The following is an 18643-nucleotide window of genomic DNA, read 5'->3' as shown; positions in this document are numbered from 1 at the left end:
TTTCAGTACGTGATCACCGAGCGGATGCCGATGCCGCGCTTCATCTGGTCGAACGCCTCGTTGACGTCCTGCAGACCGATCACGCTCGTCACCAGGGAGTCGAGATCGATGCGGTCGTTCATGTAGTGGTCGATCAGCAGCGGGAAGTCGGAAGCGGGCTTGCTGGAGCCGTAGTTCGAACCGATGAGCGAGAGCTCCTGATCGGACATGACGAAGGGGTCGATGGAGACCTTCAGGCCGTCCGCCACCTGCCCGGCGACCACCGCCGTGCCGCCCCGGGCCAGGACCTCGTAGGCCGCCTCGATGGTGCGGGGCAGCCCGATGGCCTCGATGGCGATCTCCACACCGCGCCCGTCGGTGAGTTGCCGCACCCGGTCCGCGAAGTCCTCGCGGCCGTTGTTGATCAGGTCGGTCGCGCCGAAGACGCGTGCCTGCTCCAGCTTCTCGTCGGAGATGTCGGCGGCGATGATCTTCCGCGCGCCGGCGAGTCGGGCACCCTGGATCGCGTTCAGGCCGACGCCGCCGCAGCCGAGGACCAGTACGGTGTCGCTCGGCCGCACGTTGGCGGTGTTGACGGCCGCGCCGACACCGGTCGTGACGGCGCATCCGACCAGAGCCGCCTGCGGGAACGGGGCGTCGTCCCGGACGGCGATCGCGCCCGACTCGGGCACGAGGGCGTACTCGCCGAACGTTCCGAGGCCCGCGAAGCTGAGGACGTCGTCCCCGCCGGCGGACGTGATCCGGGACCGGCCGTCGAACGACAGGTGGTTCGCCGAGTGCTGGCTGACCATGTCGCAGAGGACGGGCCTGCCGCTGATGCAGTAGCGGCAGCGGCGACACGAGGGCGTCCAGGACAGCACGACGTGGTCGCCCTTCTTGAGCGTCGTGACGCCCTCGCCGACGCTCTCGACGATCCCGGCTCCCTCATGGCCGAGGATCATCGGCGTAGGAACCTCCCATTCGCCCAGGAGGACGTGGAGGTCGCTGTGGCACACCCCGCTCGCCCGGAGCCGCACGAGCACCTCGCCGGGCGGAGGCGTCGAGGGGATCGTCACTCGCTCGATGGTCAGCGGTTCGTTCGGCGTCCTGAAGACGGCGGCGTCGAACTCGATCGTCATGAAAGTCTTCCTTCCGTGGTGGGGGGCGGTCACGTCCGAGCGGTGCGGATGAGCTTCTTGTTGGCGAACTCGTCGATGCCCGCCCGTCCCAGCTCGCGGCCGAAACCGGACAACTTGACGCCGCCGAAGGGCAGTTCCGCGCCATCGAGGCCGACACCGTTGATGAAGACCATGCCGGCCTCGATCCTGTCGGCGACCCGCAGCGCCTGCTCGGCGTCCGTCGTGAACACGTAGGAGCCCAGCCCGTACGGGGTGTCGTTCGCCAGCTCGACGGCCTCGTCCTCGGAACCGACCCGGTAGACGGTCGCGACGGGACCGAAGAGCTCCTCGGCGGCCGACGGCGACGCCGGGGAGAGGCCCGTCAGCACGCCGGGCGGGAAGAACGCCCCCTCGCGCTGCCGCGCGGAGACGAAGGTCGCCCCCTCGTCGACGGCTCGCCCGACCTGCTCCTCGACGTACTCGGCAGCGGCGACCGAGGACAGCGGCGCCAGACCGTCGGTCAGCGCGAGCACCTTCTCGGTGAACGTGGCGAGGAAGGCGTCGTAGACGTCATCGGCGACGATGAAGCGCTTCCCGGCGTTGCACGCCTGCCCGGCGTTCTCGAACCGCGCCTCGACCGCCGCCTGGACCGTGGCGTCGAGGTCGTCGGTCGACAGCACGATGAACGGGTCCGAGCCGCCCAGTTCGAGCACCACCTTCTTGAGGCTGCGCCCGGCCTTCTCGGCGACCTCCGCGCCGGCCCGCTCCGAACCGGTGAAGGAGACGCCCTGCACGCGGGGGTCCGCGATGGCGCGACCGATCTGCTCCCCGGTGGCGTGGACGTTGACGTAAGCGCCCCGGGGGAAACCCGCGTCCGTGAACAGCTGCTGGAGAGCCGCGGACGACTCCGGACACTGCGACGCGTGCTTGAGCACGATGGTGTTGCCCAGCGCGAGGTTGGGCGCGGCGAACCGGGCCACCTGGTAGTACGGGTAGTTCCAGGGCATGATTCCAAGGAGCACGCCGACCGGCTGACGGCGGACGAAGGCGGTGCCCTCTCCCTCCAGGAGGTCGATCGGTTCGTCGGTGAGGAACTTCTCCGCGTTCTCGGCGTAGTACCGGTAGATCGAGGCACTGAACTCGACCTCCCCGACGGCCTCGTCCACCGGCTTGCCCATCTCCCGGTGGATGATCTCGGCGAGCTGCCGGCTGCGCTCGTCGTGCAGGGTGGCGACGGTGTGCAACAGCTGGGCGCGCTGTTCCACGGAGGTCTGCCTCGACCAGTGCGCGTAGGCCTCCGCCGCCGCGTCGAGCGCCGCGTCGACGGTCTCGTCCGTCGCGGTGGGGTACTCCTTGACCAGCTTGCCGGTGGCCGGGTCCACCACCGCGTACACGTGCCGCTTCGCCATGCTGACTCCTTCGTCGTGATTCGGGTTCATGCGGGGGACCCGGCCGTCCGGGCCGGGTACGGGTCCAGAGCCGCGTTGCGGTCGTGCAGCGCGCGGTAGGCGCGGAAGTAGACGAATCCCTGGGTGCCCCAGGTCGCCAGCGCGGCGGTGTAGAAGATCGTGCGGTTCGCGTCGTCGAACGGCAGGGGGAAGAAGTCGTACGTGATCGCGATGGTGGTCCCGGCGGCCGTGACCAGTCCGGTCCAGACCGCCGGCCACCTCGCGCCCGCGCTCCAGAGCCGTTTGACGAAGTAGCAGAGGAACACGGCCGTGAGGAGGTTGACGACGACGTAGAACACGGAGACCCAGAACGCCCCACGGTCGGTGTGGAGATCCGCGCCGTGGAAGGGGCGGAGGAACAGGGCGGCCACGATCGCGACCCCGAACACGGCGACGTCGACGCCGCGGCTCGGCTTGTAGCGATGGGTGACCTTCATCAGGCCCAGGACCAGGATGAGGGTGATGCCGACCGACCGGGAGAACGCGTCGAAGAAGTACGCAAGGTCGTACAGGACGCTGTCGCTCTTGGCCCCGAGCAGCGACCAGAGCAGGAAGTTGGTGCCCGACGTCGCGACGACCATCCACTCGAGACCCAGGAGGTAGTTGCCGTAGCGGCGGATGAATTTCCAGCCGTAGAAGTAACCGGCGAAGATCATCCACAGGTCGGCCAGCAGGAACAGCATCTCTCTCATCGGGAGGCCCCCTCTCGGACATCGCGGGACAGCAGGGTGAGCACGCTCTCCGCGGTGCGCTGGCCCGTCAGAACCGCGCCGTTCATGGTTCCGGCCCATTCGCCGGCGGTTTCGGAGCCCGCCCAGTGGACGCGCCCGTGGGGCTCGGCCAGCGCCTTGCCGAAGCTCGTGGTCGCGTAAGGAGCGACGGCGGGGTTGGGGCCGCCCGGGGCGAAGGGCTCCGCTCCCCAGCAGTGGTCCACGTAGTCGATCGGGGCGAGCGCCTGCGGGCCGTAGAGATCGGCGAGCTGCCGGACCACCCGGTCGCGTCGGGTCCCGGGGCTGAAGCCGTCGAAGACGCGCGGATCGCAGAAGGCCATCAGGACGCCCGGTCCGCCGGGAGCGGGGGACACGTCGAAGGTGATGAACACGGTTCCGGTGTCGGTCACCGCCTCGCCGGAACATCCTTCGGTTCGCCAGAACGGCCTCTCGTACGCCACGAACGCCTTGCTCAGCACGCCCATGCGCCAGGTCCGCGTGAGCCCTTCGCCCTGCTCGGACAGAGCGGGCTCGAAGGCGATGGCGGCGCGGTGCGCCGGCGAGGCCGTGACGATCGCGTACCGGGCGCGGATCTCGCCGGAGCCGGTGTGGACGGTGACGCCGTCGTCGTCCTGCGCGATGCGGCGCACCGGTGTCTCCAGGCGCACGCGGTCGCCGAGCCGCTCCGCCACCCGCTTGGCGATCTCCTGGGTGGTCTCGACGATCCGGTCCTGCTGCTGGCCGCCCTCGACGTCCAGCATGTGGTCGAGCCCGCCCGCCGAACGGATGTAGCGCAGTGCGTGCAGCAGGGAGACGTCTCCCGGGGTGCAGCCCCACTGCACCTTGCTGATGACGGTCATCAGCGCACGGGTGCCGGGCAGCGCGTTCTTCCGGTCGAGCCACTCGCCGAACGAGAGGGCGTCGAGCCGGCCGGCCCCGGGCGTCTCCCACGCCGCGTCCACGTCGATGGTCGCGACCAGCTTGTTCACCGCCGCCTGCATGCGCGCCATGTCCACCAGGGCCGCGGGGGAGACCTTGGGAATGGTGCCGCTGTAGGTGCGGCGCCGGCCCGCCATCCACAGCACGTTGCGGCCCTGGGCGAACTGGTCGGTGGTGGTACACCCCACCCGGCTCGCGAGGTCCCGGACGGCGGTGTGGCGCCGGGCCACCCAGGTCGCTCCGAGGTCGACCTTCACGCCGGCCACCTCGCCGGAGAGCGAGCGGCCTCCGACCCGGTCGCGGCCTTCCACGACCAGGACGGACCGCCCCGTGCTCACCAGTCGCTCCGCCGCGCTCAGACCGGCGAAACCGGCACCGACGACCACGACGTCGACCGTGGTGCTCCCGGAGCGCGGCTCACGAGATCCGGACATGGCTGCCTCCTTCACCCACGCGGTTCGCGTGCTGCGCGATGTAGGTCGTGATGGGGCCGACGAGGGACTCGGGGAGGTGATGGCCCATGCCGGGAATGACCACGTGCTGTGCCGAGCGGATCGCCTTGACCGTCGCGGCGCCGCCGCTCGGGTGCACCAGCTGGTCCCGGTCGCCGTGGATGACCAGCGTCGGGGCGGTGATCCGGCTCAGCTGGGCCGTCCGGTCCCCGGAGCGCTGGATGGCCTGGATCTGGCGCGCCGTGCCGGCCGCCGGGTCGCCGCCGCTGCGGTCCCAGCCGCGCGCCGCGATGGCCGCCTCGGCCGCGTCGTCGATGGGATGGCCCACTCCGGCGACGTGCCGGGTGAGCCTCAGGTGGGCACGGACCGCCGCGGTTCTGTTCCTCGCCGGCGGGGCGGCGAGGAGCCGGATCGTCGACAGGGCCGGCTGACCGACCTTGCGCGCCCCGGTCGTGGAATAGAGGGAGGCCAGCGACAGGACCCGCTCCGGCGCCGTGGCCGCGATCGTCTGCGCGATCATTCCGCCCATCGACCGCCCGACCAGGTGCACCCGCGCGATCCCGAGATGGTCGAGTACGCCGACGGCGTCCTGGGCCATGTCGGCCAGCGTGTACGCGTCGCCGCGCGGGCGCGCGGCGATCTGACGCCAGAGCCCGGGAGGGGGAGAGGCGACGAACGTCGACTGGCCGACGTCACGGTTGTCGATCGCGACGACCCGGAAACCGTGGGCGACGAGGGAGCCGACGAACGAGTCGGACCAGAAGGTGAGGTCTTCGCCCAGTCCCGCGATGAGCAGCATCACGGGGTCGTCCTTGTCGCCGTGGTCCCGGAAGCAGATCGTCATCCCGGACGGCAGGGTCGCGTACTGGTCGGCGCTCCCGGCGGCGCTCGTCTCAGACACGGGTGCCTCGCCTCCCGCCGGGCGCCGGCGCGGCCGCCCGGCGGGCGCCGAACCGGAGGTTCTCGTCGGCCACCGGGCCGCGCAGCGCCCTGGCGTCCTCGGGGTAGGACATCGCCATCCGCCAGGGCTTCTCGGGTCCCTGCTTGGGCAGGAACCTCTCGCCGCGCCTGGCGTACCCGGCCTGAAGGTCCATGACGGGCCTGCGGTTCGTTCCCGGCGGTGCGACCGGAACCACCGTGTCGTACCCGCGGGCGTCCATGTGCCTGACCAGGTCGATGAAGTAACGACACATCAGGCTCACTTTGAGCGTCCAGGACGAGGTGGTGTAGCCGATCGCCATCGCCCAGTTGGGCATCCCGCTCAGCAGCATGCCGCGGTAACAGAGCGCGTCCGCGATGTCGACCTGGCGCCCGTCGACCACGATGGGCATGCCGTCGAAGAGCCGCAGGTTCAGCCCCGTCGCGGTGACGATGATGTCGGCTTCCAGCTCCTCGCCCGACGCCAGGACGATGCCGCGCTTACTGAACCTCGCCACCGCGTCGGTGACGACGGAGGCCCTTCCTTCCTTGATCGCGTCGAAGAAGTCGCCGTTCGGCGCCACGCACACCCGCTGGTCCCATGGGTCGTACGGCGGGTTGAAGTGCTTGTCGACGTCGAATCCCTTGGGAAGGCGCTTGACGTTCTCGCGCCGGATGAAGGCCCGTCCTGCCTTGGGGAAGGTCCGCAGGCCCTTCACGACGGCGTGTTCGGTCCAGATGTTCTTGAACCGCGTCACGGCGTACCCGCGCTCTTCCCCGAGCAGCTTCGTGAGCGCCAGGGCGACCCTGTCGACGCGGGGGAGCGCCATGACGTAGGTGGGGGTGCGCTGCAGCATCGTCACGTGCCGGGCGGCGCCCGCTCCGGTGGTCATGGCCGGCACCAGAGTGATCGCGGTCGCGCCGCTGCCGATGACGACGACCTTCTTGTCGCTGTAGTCGAGTCCCTCGGGCCAGTGCTGCGGATGGACGATCCGGCCCTCGAACTCGTCCCGTCCCTGGAACTCCGGGGAGAACCCCTCGTCGTACCGGTAGTAGCCGGTGGCGGCGAAGACCCATCCCGCGTGGATCGTCCTGGTCCGGGTCGCTCCGGTGGCGGAGTCCGACGTCTGGACGGTGAGGGTCCACCGTGAGTCCGCCGTGGACCACTCCGCGCGGACGACCCGGTGGCCGAGCCTGAGGACGCGCTCCAGGCCGTTCTCCTCGACGGTCTCGTGGAGGTACTCCTTGATGAGGGGAGCGTCGGCGATCGCGGCTTCGTGGCGCCAGGGCTTGAACGCGTATCCGAACGTGTGGAGGTCGGAGTCCGAGCGGATGCCGGGATAGCGGAACAGGTCCCACGTGCCTCCGATGTCGTCGCGCGCTTCCAGTACGGCGAGCGACTTGTCGGGCAGCTCCCGGCTGAAATAGGTGGCCGCGCCGATCCCGGAGATCCCGGCTCCGATGATCACCACGTCGAATTCCTCGACGGCGTCCAACACCTCAGCTGTCATGGCGTTTCCTCGCTGTTCCTGTGGCGGTTGCCTCACTGTCGCCAGCCAGGACCGCCTGCGAGAACGACAGCGGGCACCTCCTTCGCCAGGGCTCGGTGCACGATGCACAGGCGGACCGGGCCGCTGCGCCCATACGGTGTCCGACGTTCGGGCGGAGGCCCCGGTCGAGCCCGGGGCCCGGCCCTTCCGGGAGGGCGGTCGGACATGACCGTCCAGCGGCGTCTTGCTGGCGCACCGTTGCGGGAGCAAGACCGGGGTGGTGGAGGTTTGCACCCGCTGTTTAGTGGTACTAAACAGCGGGGCCGAGGTCGTGTGCAGAGGTCGAACCCGCTGTCGTCACGGCCTCGCCGCGTAGCGGGGCCCACACGCGTATCGAGCCGCGGAGGGACCGCCGCCGTCACTCCCGCGATCGTGGCCGGGCGGAAGCGGCCGACGACCCGGAACCCGCACGGGGCCACGTCTCCTCGGGCGGCCGGAGCCGCCTCCTGCCGCTCCGGCTCAGCCACCGCGAGGGAGCCGCACCCGTTCGTTCGCGCAGGCGTACCGCTCCACGCACTCCTTCACCCATCCATGACGAGCCGGTACCGGCCCGTGAGCCGAAAGGTGATCGCGATGACCGACCTCTCCAAGACAGGGCACGCCGAAGCAGCCGGCGGTGAAGCGGGATCGGGCAACCCGCTCCACCGTGGGCTCGGCGTTTCGCAGATCGTGTTCATGGTCGTCGCCGCGGCGGCACCGCTCGGCCTTGTGGCCGGCGGGGTGCCGCTCGCCTTCGCCGTGAGCGGCAGCCCGGGGATGCCGCTGTACTTCGCGCTGTCCACCGTGCTGCTGCTGATCTTCGCGGTCGGCTTCACGCTGATGGCCGGACGGGTACGCGACGCGGGGGCCTTCTACGCCTACGTCCAGGCGGGGCTGGGCCGGATCCCCGGTCTCTCGGCAGCGACCCTCGCGCTCTTCTCCTACACGCTGCTTCTCGTCGGGGTGAACGCCTATGTCGGGGTCGCGACGAGCAACGTCATCGAGCGGTACGCCGACGTCGGCTCCCCGTGGTGGGCCTGGGCGCTCGTCTCGCTGGGCGTCATCGCCTTCCTCGGCTATCGCGACATCGAACTGAGCGCCAAGGTGCTCGGTGCCGTGCTGGTTCTGGAATTCCTGCTGCTCCTGGTCATGGACCTCGGCATCGTGGGCCACGGCGGCGCCCACGGCCTGACGGCCGAGCCGGTGGCGCCCTCGATCGTGGGCACCGGCTCCCTGGGCCTCGGCGTCATGTTCGCCCTCTTCGGGTTCATCGGCTTCGAGGCGACGGCCGTGTTCCGCAACGAGGCGAAGGACCCCGACGTCACCGTCCCGCGGGCGACATACGTCGCGATCCTGGTGATCGGAGCCTTCTACTCGTTCACCGTGTGGGCGATCGTGGTGGGTTCCGGCGTCGGCGCCGTGGTCGGAGCCGCGCAGGCCGACCCCGAAGGTCTGGTCCTCACGCTGACGCGGAGCTACGTGGGGTCCGTCTGGGCCGACGCCATGCAACTCCTGCTGATCACAAGCCAGTTCGCTTGCGTACTGGCCTTCCACAACGTCGTGACGCGCTACCAGTTCGCGCTGTCGCGGGCCGGCGCGCTTCCGGCGTCGCTGGGCGTCGTCCACCCCCGGCACCGCGCGCCGTCGGCGTCCTCGGCCGTCGCCTCGGCGGTCGCGTTCGTCACCACGCTCGTCGTCGCCTCGCTCGGCCTCGACCCGATCGGGGACCTCTACGCCTGGTTCTCCGGCGCCGCCACGCTCGGCATCGTCCTGCTGATGGCGGCCACCAGCCTCGCCGTCATCGGCTTCTTCCGGCGCGCCGACGGGCGGCCGTCGGTGTGGCGGACGGTCGTGGCCCCGGCCGTCGCCTTCCTCGGCCTGGCCTGCGTGGTCTGCATGATGGTCGCCAACTTCCCGCTCCTCGTCGGCACCACCACGGGTGCCTGGGTGATCGGCGGACTCGTCGCCCTCTCGGCCGTGGCCGGCGCGGTGCAGGCCCTCGTCCTGCGCGCGCGCCGACCGGCTGTCTACGAGCGCCTCTGAGTGACGTGCCGGTCAGCTCATGAGCGCAAGGGCGCGGCCGGTCTGTGCACCGTGCACCGCCCCCGGAGGAAGCCGGTGCCCGGTGTCGTTCTCACCACGGCCGTGCCCTGTGACAGTGGGGAACCAGGCAACCGCCACCGGCGAAGTCCGGTTTCGCCGAGCACCGTGTCGTGGGCGGGCCAGGCGCCCAAGGGAGTGACGTTGAAGAATCGGACTGTCGTGGTGGGGCTCGGTGCCACTGGCCGGGCCATCGCCTCTTCCTTGCTGCGACGCGCGGACGTGGAGATCGTGGGAGCGGCGGACCGGGACCCCCGCGTGGTCGGTCAGGACCTCGGAGTGCTCCTCGGCGGCCTCGCGAACGGTGTCGTCGTCGTGAGCGACCCGGCCGAGCTGCCCGCCGCCGACCTCGCGATCGTGGCGACCGTCTCGGATCTGCACAGGGCGGCCGACGTCCTGCTGCCGCTGCTGGAACGTTCGTACAACGTCCTGAGCATCTGCGAAGAACTGGCCCATCCATGGCGGAGCCACCCCGATCTCGCCCGGCGGCTCGACGACACGGCGAAGGCGCACGGCGTGACCGTCCTGGGCAGCGGGGCGAACCCGGGCGTCCTGATGGACACCCTTCCCCTTCTCCTGACCTCACTGACCCAGCGTGTGGAGAGCGTGCGGATCCGCCGGCGGACGAACATGTCACGCTACGGCGCGATCCTGTCGAAGTTCGGCCTCGGTCTGACCATGCGCGAGTTCGCGACGGCTCGCAGCCGGGGCGAGGTCGTCGGGCACCACGGCTTCGAGCAGGCCATCGGGGCGCTCGCGGCAGGGCTCGGATGGGATCTCGACTCGGTGGACGTGGGAGAGGTCGAACCCGCTGTCGTGACGACTTCGCCGCGCGTCGGGGACCACCTGCGTATCGAACCGGGGCAGATCACGGCGGTCACTCACGCCGCCCGGGGCGTGCTCAAGGGCGAGGTGGTGATCGATCTGGAGATCACGTTCGGGTTCTTCGAGCCGGCCGACGAGGTGGCCGCGGGCGACGACTACCGGATCGTCGGAGAGGAGCAGATCGTCGACCTCCGTTCCTCCGTGGGCTTCGATTCCTTCCTCAGCACCGTCGCGGCAGCGGTCAACGCCTCCACCGCGGTCGTCGAGGCGCGTCCCGGTCTCCTGTCGATGGGGGACCTGCCCGCCCGTTCGGTCGCGGCCAAGGGAGAGCGGCGAGCGGACCGGGCCTCACTCGGGGCCACGACTTCTCAGGACTGAGAGAGCACGAAGTGGGGCGGACGCCCCACCTGGAAGGAGATCGGGACAGCATGAGGACCGACAGCACGAAGTACACCAGCTTCACCGGCTGGATCGACCCGCCGGACGACGTGCGGCCCGCGCTGGACGGTGATCTCACCTGCGACATCGCCGTCATCGGCGGCGGGATGGGTGGCATGGCGGCCGCCCTGCGCCTCGCGGAGCGCGACCAGGACGTGGTCCTGCTGGAGGCCGAGTTCTGCGGCTACGGCTCGGCCTCGCGCAACGGCGGTCAGATCGCCGGGGCGCCGGGCGGCGACCTGCGGATGCTCAGCCTCCAGTCCCCGAAGAAGATGCCGGTCATGGCCAAACTGGCGGAGCACGCGGGCCGCTATGTGGAAGACCTCATCAAGAGGCACGACATCGACTGCGACTACGTGGCGAACGGCCTGGTGTGGGGTGCGGTCTCACCCCTCATGATGCTCAGGGTGCGTACCCAGGCGGCGATCCTGCGCGCCTTCGGTGGGGGCGGGACCGTCGGCAGCAGGGAGGAGCTCGGCCTCCCCGCCGGCTTCGTGGGCGGGATGCGGGAATCCATCGGCGGGATGCTGAACCCGGGCAAGCTCGCCCGTGGCGTGCGTCGCGCGCTGCTCGCCTCCTCGGCCAAGGTCTTCGAGCGGACGCGGGTGAGCGATGTCCGGCGCACAGGCGGCATCGTCGAGATCACGACACCGCACGGCACCGTGCGGGCCGACAAGGTGCTGCTCGCGACCAGCGTCTACGGCGGCGAGTGGGACATCACGCCCAAGAACCTCGCGACACCGCTGTACGTCATCGAGATCGAGTCGGAACCCATCGCGCCGGAGCGGCTCGCCGCGCTGGACTGGACCAGCCGGTCCGGCATCATCACCCAGCACCAGTTGATGACCCACTACCGGCTCACCGAGCGCAACACCATCGTCTGCGGGGTCCGCAAAGCGCAGCGAGGCCAGACCTACCCGCTCCCGGACCGGGTCCCGGACCCCGGTGTCGTGCGGGACATGGGGAAGGATCTGGCCCACCGGTTCCCGTCGCTGTCCGACGTGGCCATCGAGCGGGCCTGGGGCGGTTGGATCGGCATCAGCCCGGACTGGCTGTCGGTCGCCGGGCAGGTGGGTGACAACGTCTTCTACGCGATGGCCTGCAACGGCCACGGTCTCTGCCAGGTGCCGTACGTGACCCATCAACTCGCCGACTACATCGTCGACGGCGAGATGCCGGAGGACCTCGCCGGCATCTGGTCGGACGCCTCGACGTACTCGCCGTCGATGTCGCTGCTGATGCAGCCGTTCGTCCTCCGGGCCATCTGGGGGCTGGACCGGTTCAACGACTTCTTCAACGGCAGCAGGACGCGGGCCCGGCGGGCGCTCCGTCGTGCCAGGCGCGGGGGTCGCTGAGGGTCGGGCGACGCCTGCTCCGTGACGGCGCGGGGTGAGAGCGCCACCCGCTGCGACAAGACCGCCGGGTCCTGCGAAACAGCCGTCGCCCTCGCATCACTCCTGACGCGGGCCCGGCATGCGACGACAGGATCTAGGCGGACCCTCGCGCGGCGCGCGGCAGGGGAGGCGACAGGACCCAGAGGACCTCGCTCACCGTCGTACCCGGGTTGTCGAACTGGTGAAGCGTCTGCCCGGAGAACGAAGTGGACGCCCCTGCCGACAGCATCCGGGTCTCGCCCCCGACGATCAGACGGGTCGAGCCGCTCAGCCCCATCGCGAAGATCGTGGCGGTGTCGAGCCGATACGGGCCTCCGGTGCCCCCGCCCGGCTCGATCACGGAGCGGAAGACCTGGAACGCCGTGGTGCCGGCGGGCGTGAGCAGGTACTCGGCCACGCCCTCACCGCCCATGTCGATCGGGCTTCCGCCGTCCACGACCTGCTCGTCGGGGTACGCGAACAGCTCCCCGACCCCGATCCGCAGCACTTCGCAGACGCGCAGCAACGTCGGGACGGACACGCTGGTGAGCCCACGCTCCAACTGGCTCAGAAAGCCCTTGGTGACCTCTGCCCGGTGCGCGACCTCCGTCAACGACAAGCCGCGGTCGAGCCTGATCTTCCGCAGCCGCGCGCCCGTGGACGCTTCGAGGGCGGCGGCGCCCCGTTCCGCTCCGTCTGCTGTTCCGCCGTCACCGATGGACATGGTGTGCTCACCGCCCGTCCCGAGGCCGGGGTCGTGTGCCTGTCAGGTGACGGGCCGACCCGGACGAGTCCTCTCCGTGGCACGAGGCTAAGGCATGCGCGCCAGGGGCGGTCGGTGCGCCCCTGCGGAGGGGGAGGGGGCGATGGTGTCGAACCCCTTGTGGCGCCGGCGAGGGCATGGTAAATCTGCCGCCGTTTAGTGGTACTAAACAGTGGCCGAGGGCCAGCGCCTTCGCCGTCGCCCAGGCCGTCGACGGGCCCTTCATCCGTCTATGACGCGGCATGTCGGGAGCCTCGGCTCCCCGAGAGCAGAGGGACACTGAGAACATGGAAGAGCTGTGGCCCCCGCCCTCGCGTGAGGTCGCCGATGCGATCAGGTCCCTGTGTCAGCGCCTGCTGACGGAAACGGACGCCCTGATCGACGCCTTCGCAAGGCCCTCTCTCGTCGCCCAGAACGATCCCGCTCTCCTCGCGGACGCATCGCTGGTCGAGGAGGATCGCGCGCTCAACCGCTCTGAGGTGGTCCAGTGGTTGACCGCAAACGTCCAGCAACCGGGGCGGAGGGTAGAGCCCTACGTCAGTCCGAGGACCACGGCGTACATCAACGACCTCGTCTCCCGGGGCATCGCGCCCGACTTCGCCGGTGCCTGGCGCGTGGCCCTGGGGATCGGCTGGCGGCGATGGCTGGAGGAATGCGTGGCGGACTGCGCGGACCCCGGTCTTCTCGTGGGGGTCCTGGACGTGACGGCGCAGTCGCTGGTGCAGTACGCCCTCGACTCCGTCGCGGCCCTGCGGCAAGCCGGCCTCGCCGCGGCGATGGGGAACACGGATGCCGAGGGGATCGCACTGATCCAGCTGATCGCCAGTGGGGCGCCGATGGCGGAGGACCTCGCCGAAGGACGCCTGCGCTACCGGATGGCGCGGTGGCACGTGGGCCTCGTCCTCTGGGTCGACGATCCCCAGGAGGCCGACGCCCTGGACGAGGCGATCGCCGCCGTGCGCTGTTCCGCCGGAGGCCGGAGCGCCCTGGTGGCGCGCGCCAGCGCCACGTCGCGGTGGATCTGGCTCTCGGGGGAAGCCGTCCCGGACCTTCACCACGTGGAGAAGGACCTCGCGGCGACCGACGCGGTCCGCGCGGCGGTGGGAAGGCCGGGACGCGGTCTCGGGGGATTCCGCTCCAGCCACCAGGACGCCCTCGCGGCGCAGGCACTGGTGATCCGGCTGGGTTCCGACCGGCGGTTCACCGCCTACGCCGACGTCGAGCTGATCGACGCGCTCACGAAGGACCGGCCCGGCGCGCGTCGGTTCGTCGTCAACACCCTCGGGCCGTTGGCCGAAGCCGACACGGCCCTGCGACAGGCACTGCTCACCTACGTACAGTGCGGTTTCAGCACCACCCGGGCGGCCGCCGACCTCTACGCGCACCGCAACACCGTCGAACGGCGCGTCTCACGCGCCAACGAGCTCTCCACCGTCAAGGTGGAGGACAACCCGACCCACGTGGCGGCGGCGCTCCTGGTGCTGGACATCGCGCCTGACCTCGTGACGATCGCTCCGAGCTGAACTCACGAGGCACGGGGTCGCGGTCGGCGTCTGCCGCGCAGCGTCAGTACCCCTGCGTGGGTTTCGACCCTGGACGTTTGACAGCTCTGCGGTAGGTGGACGCGGTCAGGCGCTCGCTCGGTTTCTGGTTCATCAGGCAAGTCGGCATTCGATCAGCGTGAGCCGCAGCGCGCTCCCGGAGAATTGCCCGAACAGCCGCCGGTGACGGCGCGAAAGACCAGGTGAGGGCCGTATTGCCTGGGCGGAGCGATGTTCCTCACAAGCATCGTCCGGCGTGTGCCGGTGTACAGTCGAGACCGCCCTTGACCTGCACGAAGCAGGCAGGGAGCCGTCTTCGAGGAGTCCATAGTGCTGCGCACCATGTTCAAGTCCAAGATCCACCGAGCCACCGTCACCCAGGCCGACCTCCACTACGTCGGCTCCGTCACGATCGACGCCGAACTGATGGAGGCCGCCGACCTGCTGCCCGGCGAGCTGGTGCACATCGTCGACATCGACAACGGGGCCCGGCTGGAGACGTACGTCATCGAGGGCGAACGCGGCTCCGGCGTCATCGGGATCAACGGGGCGGCGGCCCATCTGGTGCACCCCGGCGATCTGGTGATCCTCATCAGCTACGCGCAGGTGACGGACGCCGAGGCGCGCGCCCTGGTGCCGCGCGTCGTCCACGTCGACGCCGACAACCGCATCGTGGAGCTCGGCGGCGACACCTCCGCCCCGGTGCCGGGCAGCGACACCGTCCGCCCGCCGCACGCGGTCCCCGCACAGGTCTGAGCCGCACCGGCGCCGCACGGCGCCGGGACGGGTGGCGCCCCGGGTGGCCCGGGGCGCCACCCGAACGAATGGGTCCCGCGCGCGGGGGCACACGGACCGGGAGAAGCTGGTGCCGAACCGTTCCCGAGTGCCGGAGTGCGCCATGTCCCAGCCGCCCGTTCCCGATCCGCTGCCGCCGCCCGAGCCGCCGGTGCCCCCGCCCGTACCGCCGCCGAACCCCGTGCCCGTCCCGGAGCCGGAACCCCAGCCGCAGCCGGGACCCGCCGGATTCTGAGACGGCACCCGGCGCCGCCCCAGGGGACGTGACGAAAGACGCCGGGGATCGGCCCGAAACCCTTGTCACGCACGGTTGCCCGCCCTTACCGTGGGCGACTGCCGATGCGTTCAAGGGGGGCCCATGGCCGTACGCGGGACACGCGGGAAGCACCGCCGGTACCAGCCGAGCCGGATCAACCGTGCTTCGCTCACCGTCGGCGGCGCCGGCATCGCCCTGCCGCTCGTCGGCGCGGGCACGGCGCAGGCCGCCTCACTCGACGTCTGGGAGAAGCTCGCGTCCTGCGAGTCCTCCTCCAACTGGCAGATCAACACCGGCAACGGCTACTTCGGCGGTCTGCAGTTCAGCCAGAGCACCTGGGAGCGGTACGGCGGCACGCACTTCGCGCCGCGCGCCGATCTCGCCTCCAAGGACCAGCAGATCGCCGTCGCCGAGCGCGTCCTCAAGGGCCAGGGGCCCGGTGCCTGGCCGGGCTGCGCCCCACGCGCCGGCCTCGAGCGCGGTGGCGAAGCCCCGGACATCGCCCCGCAGACGGAGCGCACGCGTCCGCTGACGAACGTCGCGTTACCCGCCCAGCGGACCGCGTCCGCGAGCCCCACCACCGTGCCGACCGTCCGCGAGATGTACACGGTCACCCCCGGCGACTCGCTGTCGAAGATCGCCCGCGAGCAGCACGTACGGGGCGGCTGGAACCGGTTGTACGAGGCGAACCGCACGGTGGTCGGCGACGACCCCGACCTGATCCACCCCGGCCAGCGCCTCACCCTGCGGATGGCCGCCCCCGTCGCGACGCCCCCGAAGCCGCAGTCACAGCCGCAGCAGAAGCCGAAGACCCAGCCGAAGCAGCCCGCCAAGCCGAAGACGACGGCGAAGCCGCCCACCACGGCGACCCCGAAGCCCCCGGCGGCGAAGCCGGCGCCCGGCACCCCGACCGCCCGGCCGACGCCCACCCGCCCGGCCGCGCAGCCGGTCCCCCGCCCCGCGCCGAGGCCGGTCACCAAGCCCTCCGCCAAGCCCGCGGCCCGACCGGCCGCGAAGCCCGTCACCAAGCCGGCTGCCAAGCCCGTCACCAGGCCCGCGCCGAAGCCTCCCGCCCCCCGCTTCGCCTCGCCCGTCGCCGACGCCGACATCGGCACCCACTACCGCGTCCAGGGCTCCTCCTGGTCCAGCGGCTACCACACGGGCGTCGACTTCCCCGTCCCCACCGGCACCTCCGTACGGGCCGTGGCCAACGGACGGATCGTCTCCGCCGGATGGGGCGGTGCCTACGGGTACCAGGTCGTCATCCGCCATCAGGACGGGCGCTACAGCCAGTACGCGCACCTCTCCGCCCTGGCCGTCCGCGAGGGGCAGCGGGTCAACGCCGGGCAGCGGATCGGCCGGTCAGGATCGACCGGCAACAGTTCGGGGCCGCATCTCCACTTCGAGGTGCGCACGGGTGCCGGGTACGGGTCCGACATCGACCCGATCGCCTACCTCCGGGCCCGTGGCGTGTCGATCTGACCCCGACGGCGCATCACCCGACGGCGTGCTCCCGGGGGGTGTCCGCCGGTCGGCAGCCGGTCGGTCGACAGCCGGCCGGTCGGCCGCCGCCGGGTCCGCTGTGAGCCCGTCGCCCATGCGCCCGTCGCCCGTGAGCCGGTCGACGGTGAGCCGCACCAGGCCGCCCGCCGCCACCGTGCCGCAGATCAGCGCGGCCACCGTGCCGGCCGCCCCGTAGCGGAACGACTCGCCGAACAGGGTCAGGCCCACCACCGCCGCGATCACCGGGTTCACGACGGTGACGGTGGCCAGCGGCGCGGCGAGACCCGCGCCGCGGTACGAGGCCTGGGACAGCAGCAGCCCCGTGATCGCGAACGCCGACAGGACCAGCACACCGGTCCACTCGGCCAGCGGGGCGCTCGCCGTCCACTCCTCCGCCACCGTCTTCGTGAAGACCGAGGCGATGCCGAAGGACACCCCGGCCGCCGCGGCGAGGACCACGCTGCGCAGCACCGCACGCCGCACCAGATGGGCGAACACGAACAGCAGCGCCACCGCGCCGACGGTGGCCAGCGCCACCAGGTGCCGCTCGCCGTCGGACAGGGACCGCACCCCGTCGCCGCCCGTCAGACTGAGCAGTCCGGCCAGACCGACGGTCGTCATGACCGCGCCCCGCCAGGCCGTGCGGCCGGCCCGGCGGCCCACCAGCAGCGCCGCCATCGGCAGGGCGAACACGATCGTGAGGGCGCCCAGCGGCTGCACCAGGCTGAGCGGCCCGTACGCGAGCGCCGCCACGTGCAGGGCCGCGCCGAGCCCGTTGAGGAGGACGGCGCCCCACCACGCCGGGCGGCGCAGCGGTGCGTAGCGCGGACCGGCGGCCGAGGCCGCGACCCGTTCCTGCACGATCGCCGCGGCCGCGTAGGCGACCGCGGAGACCAGCGAGAGCAGGACGGACAGCAGGAGGGGGCTCATACCTCCACGATCTCTCTTCCGGGCGTTCACGTCGTCGTACCTGGGAACGCGATCACGCGTACCGCGGACGCAGTACGTCGGCGGCCCGTACGCCCTGGGAAGTACACTCCCGCAGGTCAGGACGGGTGGAATGCCGCTTTTCCGGTGTTACGGCTGAAGTGGGGCGCCGACGACGAAGAGTACGGAAAAGCCCCGGCGGAGCGGCACGCCGAAGGCCCGAGAGACGCCCGCCGGTAGGTTGGGTCGCGTCATGACCGGGAAGCGCCGGCCATGAGAGAAGGAGGGGGCACAGGGGTGGATCTCGACGACAGCGCGTCGATCGGCGGCTTCTTCGCCCTGCGCACCACGGCCCCCGAAACCGGCGGTGCCCACCAACCCCTCGCCCGGCTGTACGCCGGTGGTGACGCCCCGCTGACCGCGCGCGTCGACCGGGTCGCCGCCCGCCTCGGTGCCCCCGAGCGACGGGTCGGCGCCTCCGTCGCCCAGCTCGGACTGGCCGCCCGGCTCTGGTCCACCGCCCTCGGCCCCGCCGCCCTGCACGGCCGCTTCCCCGACCTGACGCCCGGCACCCTGCACTGGGACGGCGCCCTGACCTCGCCCGACGACCTGTGGTGGTCCGGCACCGGGACCCGCCCCGCCACCGTCGCGGAGCTGCGCGCCGCCGTCCAGGAGGCCCACCTCGTGCCCCTGCACGCGGCCTTCGCCCGCGACGGCCGGATCTCCCCGCGCCTGCTCTGGGGCAACGCCGGCTCCGCGCTCGCCGGCGCGTTGCGCGAACTCGTCCGCTGGGCCCGGGCCCACGACCGCCCCGAGGCCGCCGAACGGGCCACCGTGCTCGTCCGGGGACTCCTCGACCACCCCGACCTGGCCCGTACCGTCCGCGGCCCCGCGCTGCGCCGCGCCAGCTGCTGTCTCTACTACCGCTGCCCCTCCGGAGGGCTGTGCGGCGACTGTGTGTTCGACCACCCGCCCCGAACGGGTTTGGAGCGGCGGCCTCCCGCTCCGTAAAGTTGCGCTTTCAGAAGT

Annotated in this window: 16 protein-coding genes; 8 read left to right on the top strand and 8 right to left on the bottom strand. The window is 71.2% G+C overall.

All coding sequences use genetic code 11. The features are described from left to right. Positions 1–2 precede the first annotated feature (2 nt). From ACFY7C_RS03825 to ACFY7C_RS03800, 6 genes are read right to left on the bottom strand one after another with little or no spacing between them, the layout of a single operon-like run. The gene (locus ACFY7C_RS03825; protein ID WP_338491736.1) at positions 3–1118 is read right to left on the bottom strand and encodes a Zn-dependent alcohol dehydrogenase; all 1116 of its coding nucleotides are present in this window, start codon (positions 1116–1118) and stop codon (positions 3–5) included. Between the two features lie 29 nt (positions 1119–1147). Beyond that, a complete protein-coding gene (locus tag ACFY7C_RS03820; protein ID WP_389643223.1) occupies positions 1148–2506 on the bottom strand; it encodes an NAD-dependent succinate-semialdehyde dehydrogenase in 1359 nt (452 codons plus the stop codon). A 26-nt stretch (positions 2507–2532) separates the two neighbouring features. Beyond that, positions 2533–3237, bottom strand: coding sequence for a transporter (locus tag ACFY7C_RS03815; protein WP_389643220.1), 705 nt, complete (start codon positions 3235–3237; stop codon positions 2533–2535). After that, entirely contained in the window at positions 3234–4628 is a 1395-nt protein-coding gene (locus ACFY7C_RS03810) for a flavin monoamine oxidase family protein (protein ID WP_389643217.1), read from the bottom strand. The genes ACFY7C_RS03815 and ACFY7C_RS03810 overlap by 4 nt, the downstream gene beginning before the upstream one ends. Next, positions 4612–5547 carry an alpha/beta fold hydrolase gene (locus ACFY7C_RS03805; protein ID WP_389643214.1) on the bottom strand — a complete coding sequence of 312 codons (936 nt, stop codon included), beginning with the start codon at positions 5545–5547 and terminating at the stop codon, positions 4612–4614. Before ACFY7C_RS03805 ends, ACFY7C_RS03810 begins: the two co-directional genes overlap by 17 nt. After that, complete coding sequence (locus ACFY7C_RS03800; RefSeq protein ID WP_389643211.1) at positions 5540–7075, bottom strand: flavin-containing monooxygenase; 1536 nt, start codon at positions 7073–7075, stop codon at positions 5540–5542. Before ACFY7C_RS03800 ends, ACFY7C_RS03805 begins: the two co-directional genes overlap by 8 nt. 612 nt (positions 7076–7687) lie before the next feature. Between ACFY7C_RS03800 and ACFY7C_RS03795 the strand changes: the two genes are divergently transcribed. The 3 genes from ACFY7C_RS03795 (at position 7688) to ACFY7C_RS03785 (ending at position 11811) form a co-directional block, all read left to right on the top strand. Beyond that, on the top strand, positions 7688–9136 hold the full coding sequence (locus ACFY7C_RS03795; protein ID WP_389643208.1) for an APC family permease: 1449 nt from the start codon (positions 7688–7690) through the stop codon (positions 9134–9136). Between the two features lie 201 nt (positions 9137–9337). Next, on the top strand, positions 9338–10396 hold the full coding sequence (locus ACFY7C_RS03790; protein WP_389643205.1) for a dihydrodipicolinate reductase: 1059 nt from the start codon (positions 9338–9340) through the stop codon (positions 10394–10396). Between the two features lie 50 nt (positions 10397–10446). Further along, on the top strand, positions 10447–11811 hold the full coding sequence (locus ACFY7C_RS03785; RefSeq protein WP_389643202.1) for an NAD(P)/FAD-dependent oxidoreductase: 1365 nt from the start codon (positions 10447–10449) through the stop codon (positions 11809–11811). A 133-nt stretch (positions 11812–11944) separates the two neighbouring features. Here the strand turns inward: ACFY7C_RS03785 and ACFY7C_RS03780 are convergent, their stop codons facing one another. Beyond that, positions 11945–12553: a helix-turn-helix domain-containing protein gene (locus ACFY7C_RS03780; RefSeq protein ID WP_389643200.1), complete on the bottom strand. Its 609-nt coding sequence runs from the start codon at positions 12551–12553 to the stop codon at positions 11945–11947. 326 nt (positions 12554–12879) lie between these two features. Between ACFY7C_RS03780 and ACFY7C_RS03775 the strand changes: the two genes are divergently transcribed. From ACFY7C_RS03775 to ACFY7C_RS03760, 4 genes are all read left to right on the top strand, one after another. After that, positions 12880–14115: a PucR family transcriptional regulator gene (locus ACFY7C_RS03775; RefSeq protein ID WP_389643198.1), complete on the top strand. Its 1236-nt coding sequence runs from the start codon at positions 12880–12882 to the stop codon at positions 14113–14115. Positions 14116–14463: 348 nt separating this feature from the next. Next, entirely contained in the window at positions 14464–14889 is a 426-nt protein-coding gene (panD, locus tag ACFY7C_RS03770) for an aspartate 1-decarboxylase (protein ID WP_389643195.1), read from the top strand. A gap of 142 nt (positions 14890–15031) precedes the next feature. Beyond that, positions 15032–15163 carry a hypothetical protein gene (locus ACFY7C_RS03765; RefSeq protein WP_389643191.1) on the top strand — a complete coding sequence of 44 codons (132 nt, stop codon included), beginning with the start codon at positions 15032–15034 and terminating at the stop codon, positions 15161–15163. Between the two features lie 123 nt (positions 15164–15286). Beyond that, positions 15287–16666, top strand: a complete 1380-nt coding sequence (locus tag ACFY7C_RS03760) for a peptidoglycan DD-metalloendopeptidase family protein (protein WP_389643188.1) — start codon at positions 15287–15289, stop codon at positions 16664–16666. Here ACFY7C_RS03760 and ACFY7C_RS03755 read toward each other — a convergent pair. Continuing rightward, a complete protein-coding gene (locus ACFY7C_RS03755) occupies positions 16547–17617 on the bottom strand; it encodes a DMT family transporter (RefSeq protein ID WP_389643186.1) in 1071 nt (356 codons plus the stop codon). The genes ACFY7C_RS03760 and ACFY7C_RS03755 overlap by 120 nt on opposite strands. A 294-nt stretch (positions 17618–17911) precedes the next feature. Here ACFY7C_RS03755 and ACFY7C_RS03750 point away from each other — a divergent pair, with 294 nt between their 5' ends. Then, positions 17912–18625 (top strand): IucA/IucC family C-terminal-domain containing protein, encoded by a 714-nt coding sequence (locus ACFY7C_RS03750; RefSeq protein WP_389643183.1) that lies wholly within the window; start codon positions 17912–17914, stop codon positions 18623–18625. Positions 18626–18643: the final 18 nt, after the last annotated feature.

The sequence above is a fragment of the Streptomyces sp. NPDC012769 genome (genome assembly GCF_042901205.1).
Classification (GTDB): domain Bacteria; phylum Actinomycetota; class Actinomycetes; order Streptomycetales; family Streptomycetaceae; genus Streptomyces.
This window is presented reverse-complemented; position numbering and strand designations above follow the sequence as displayed.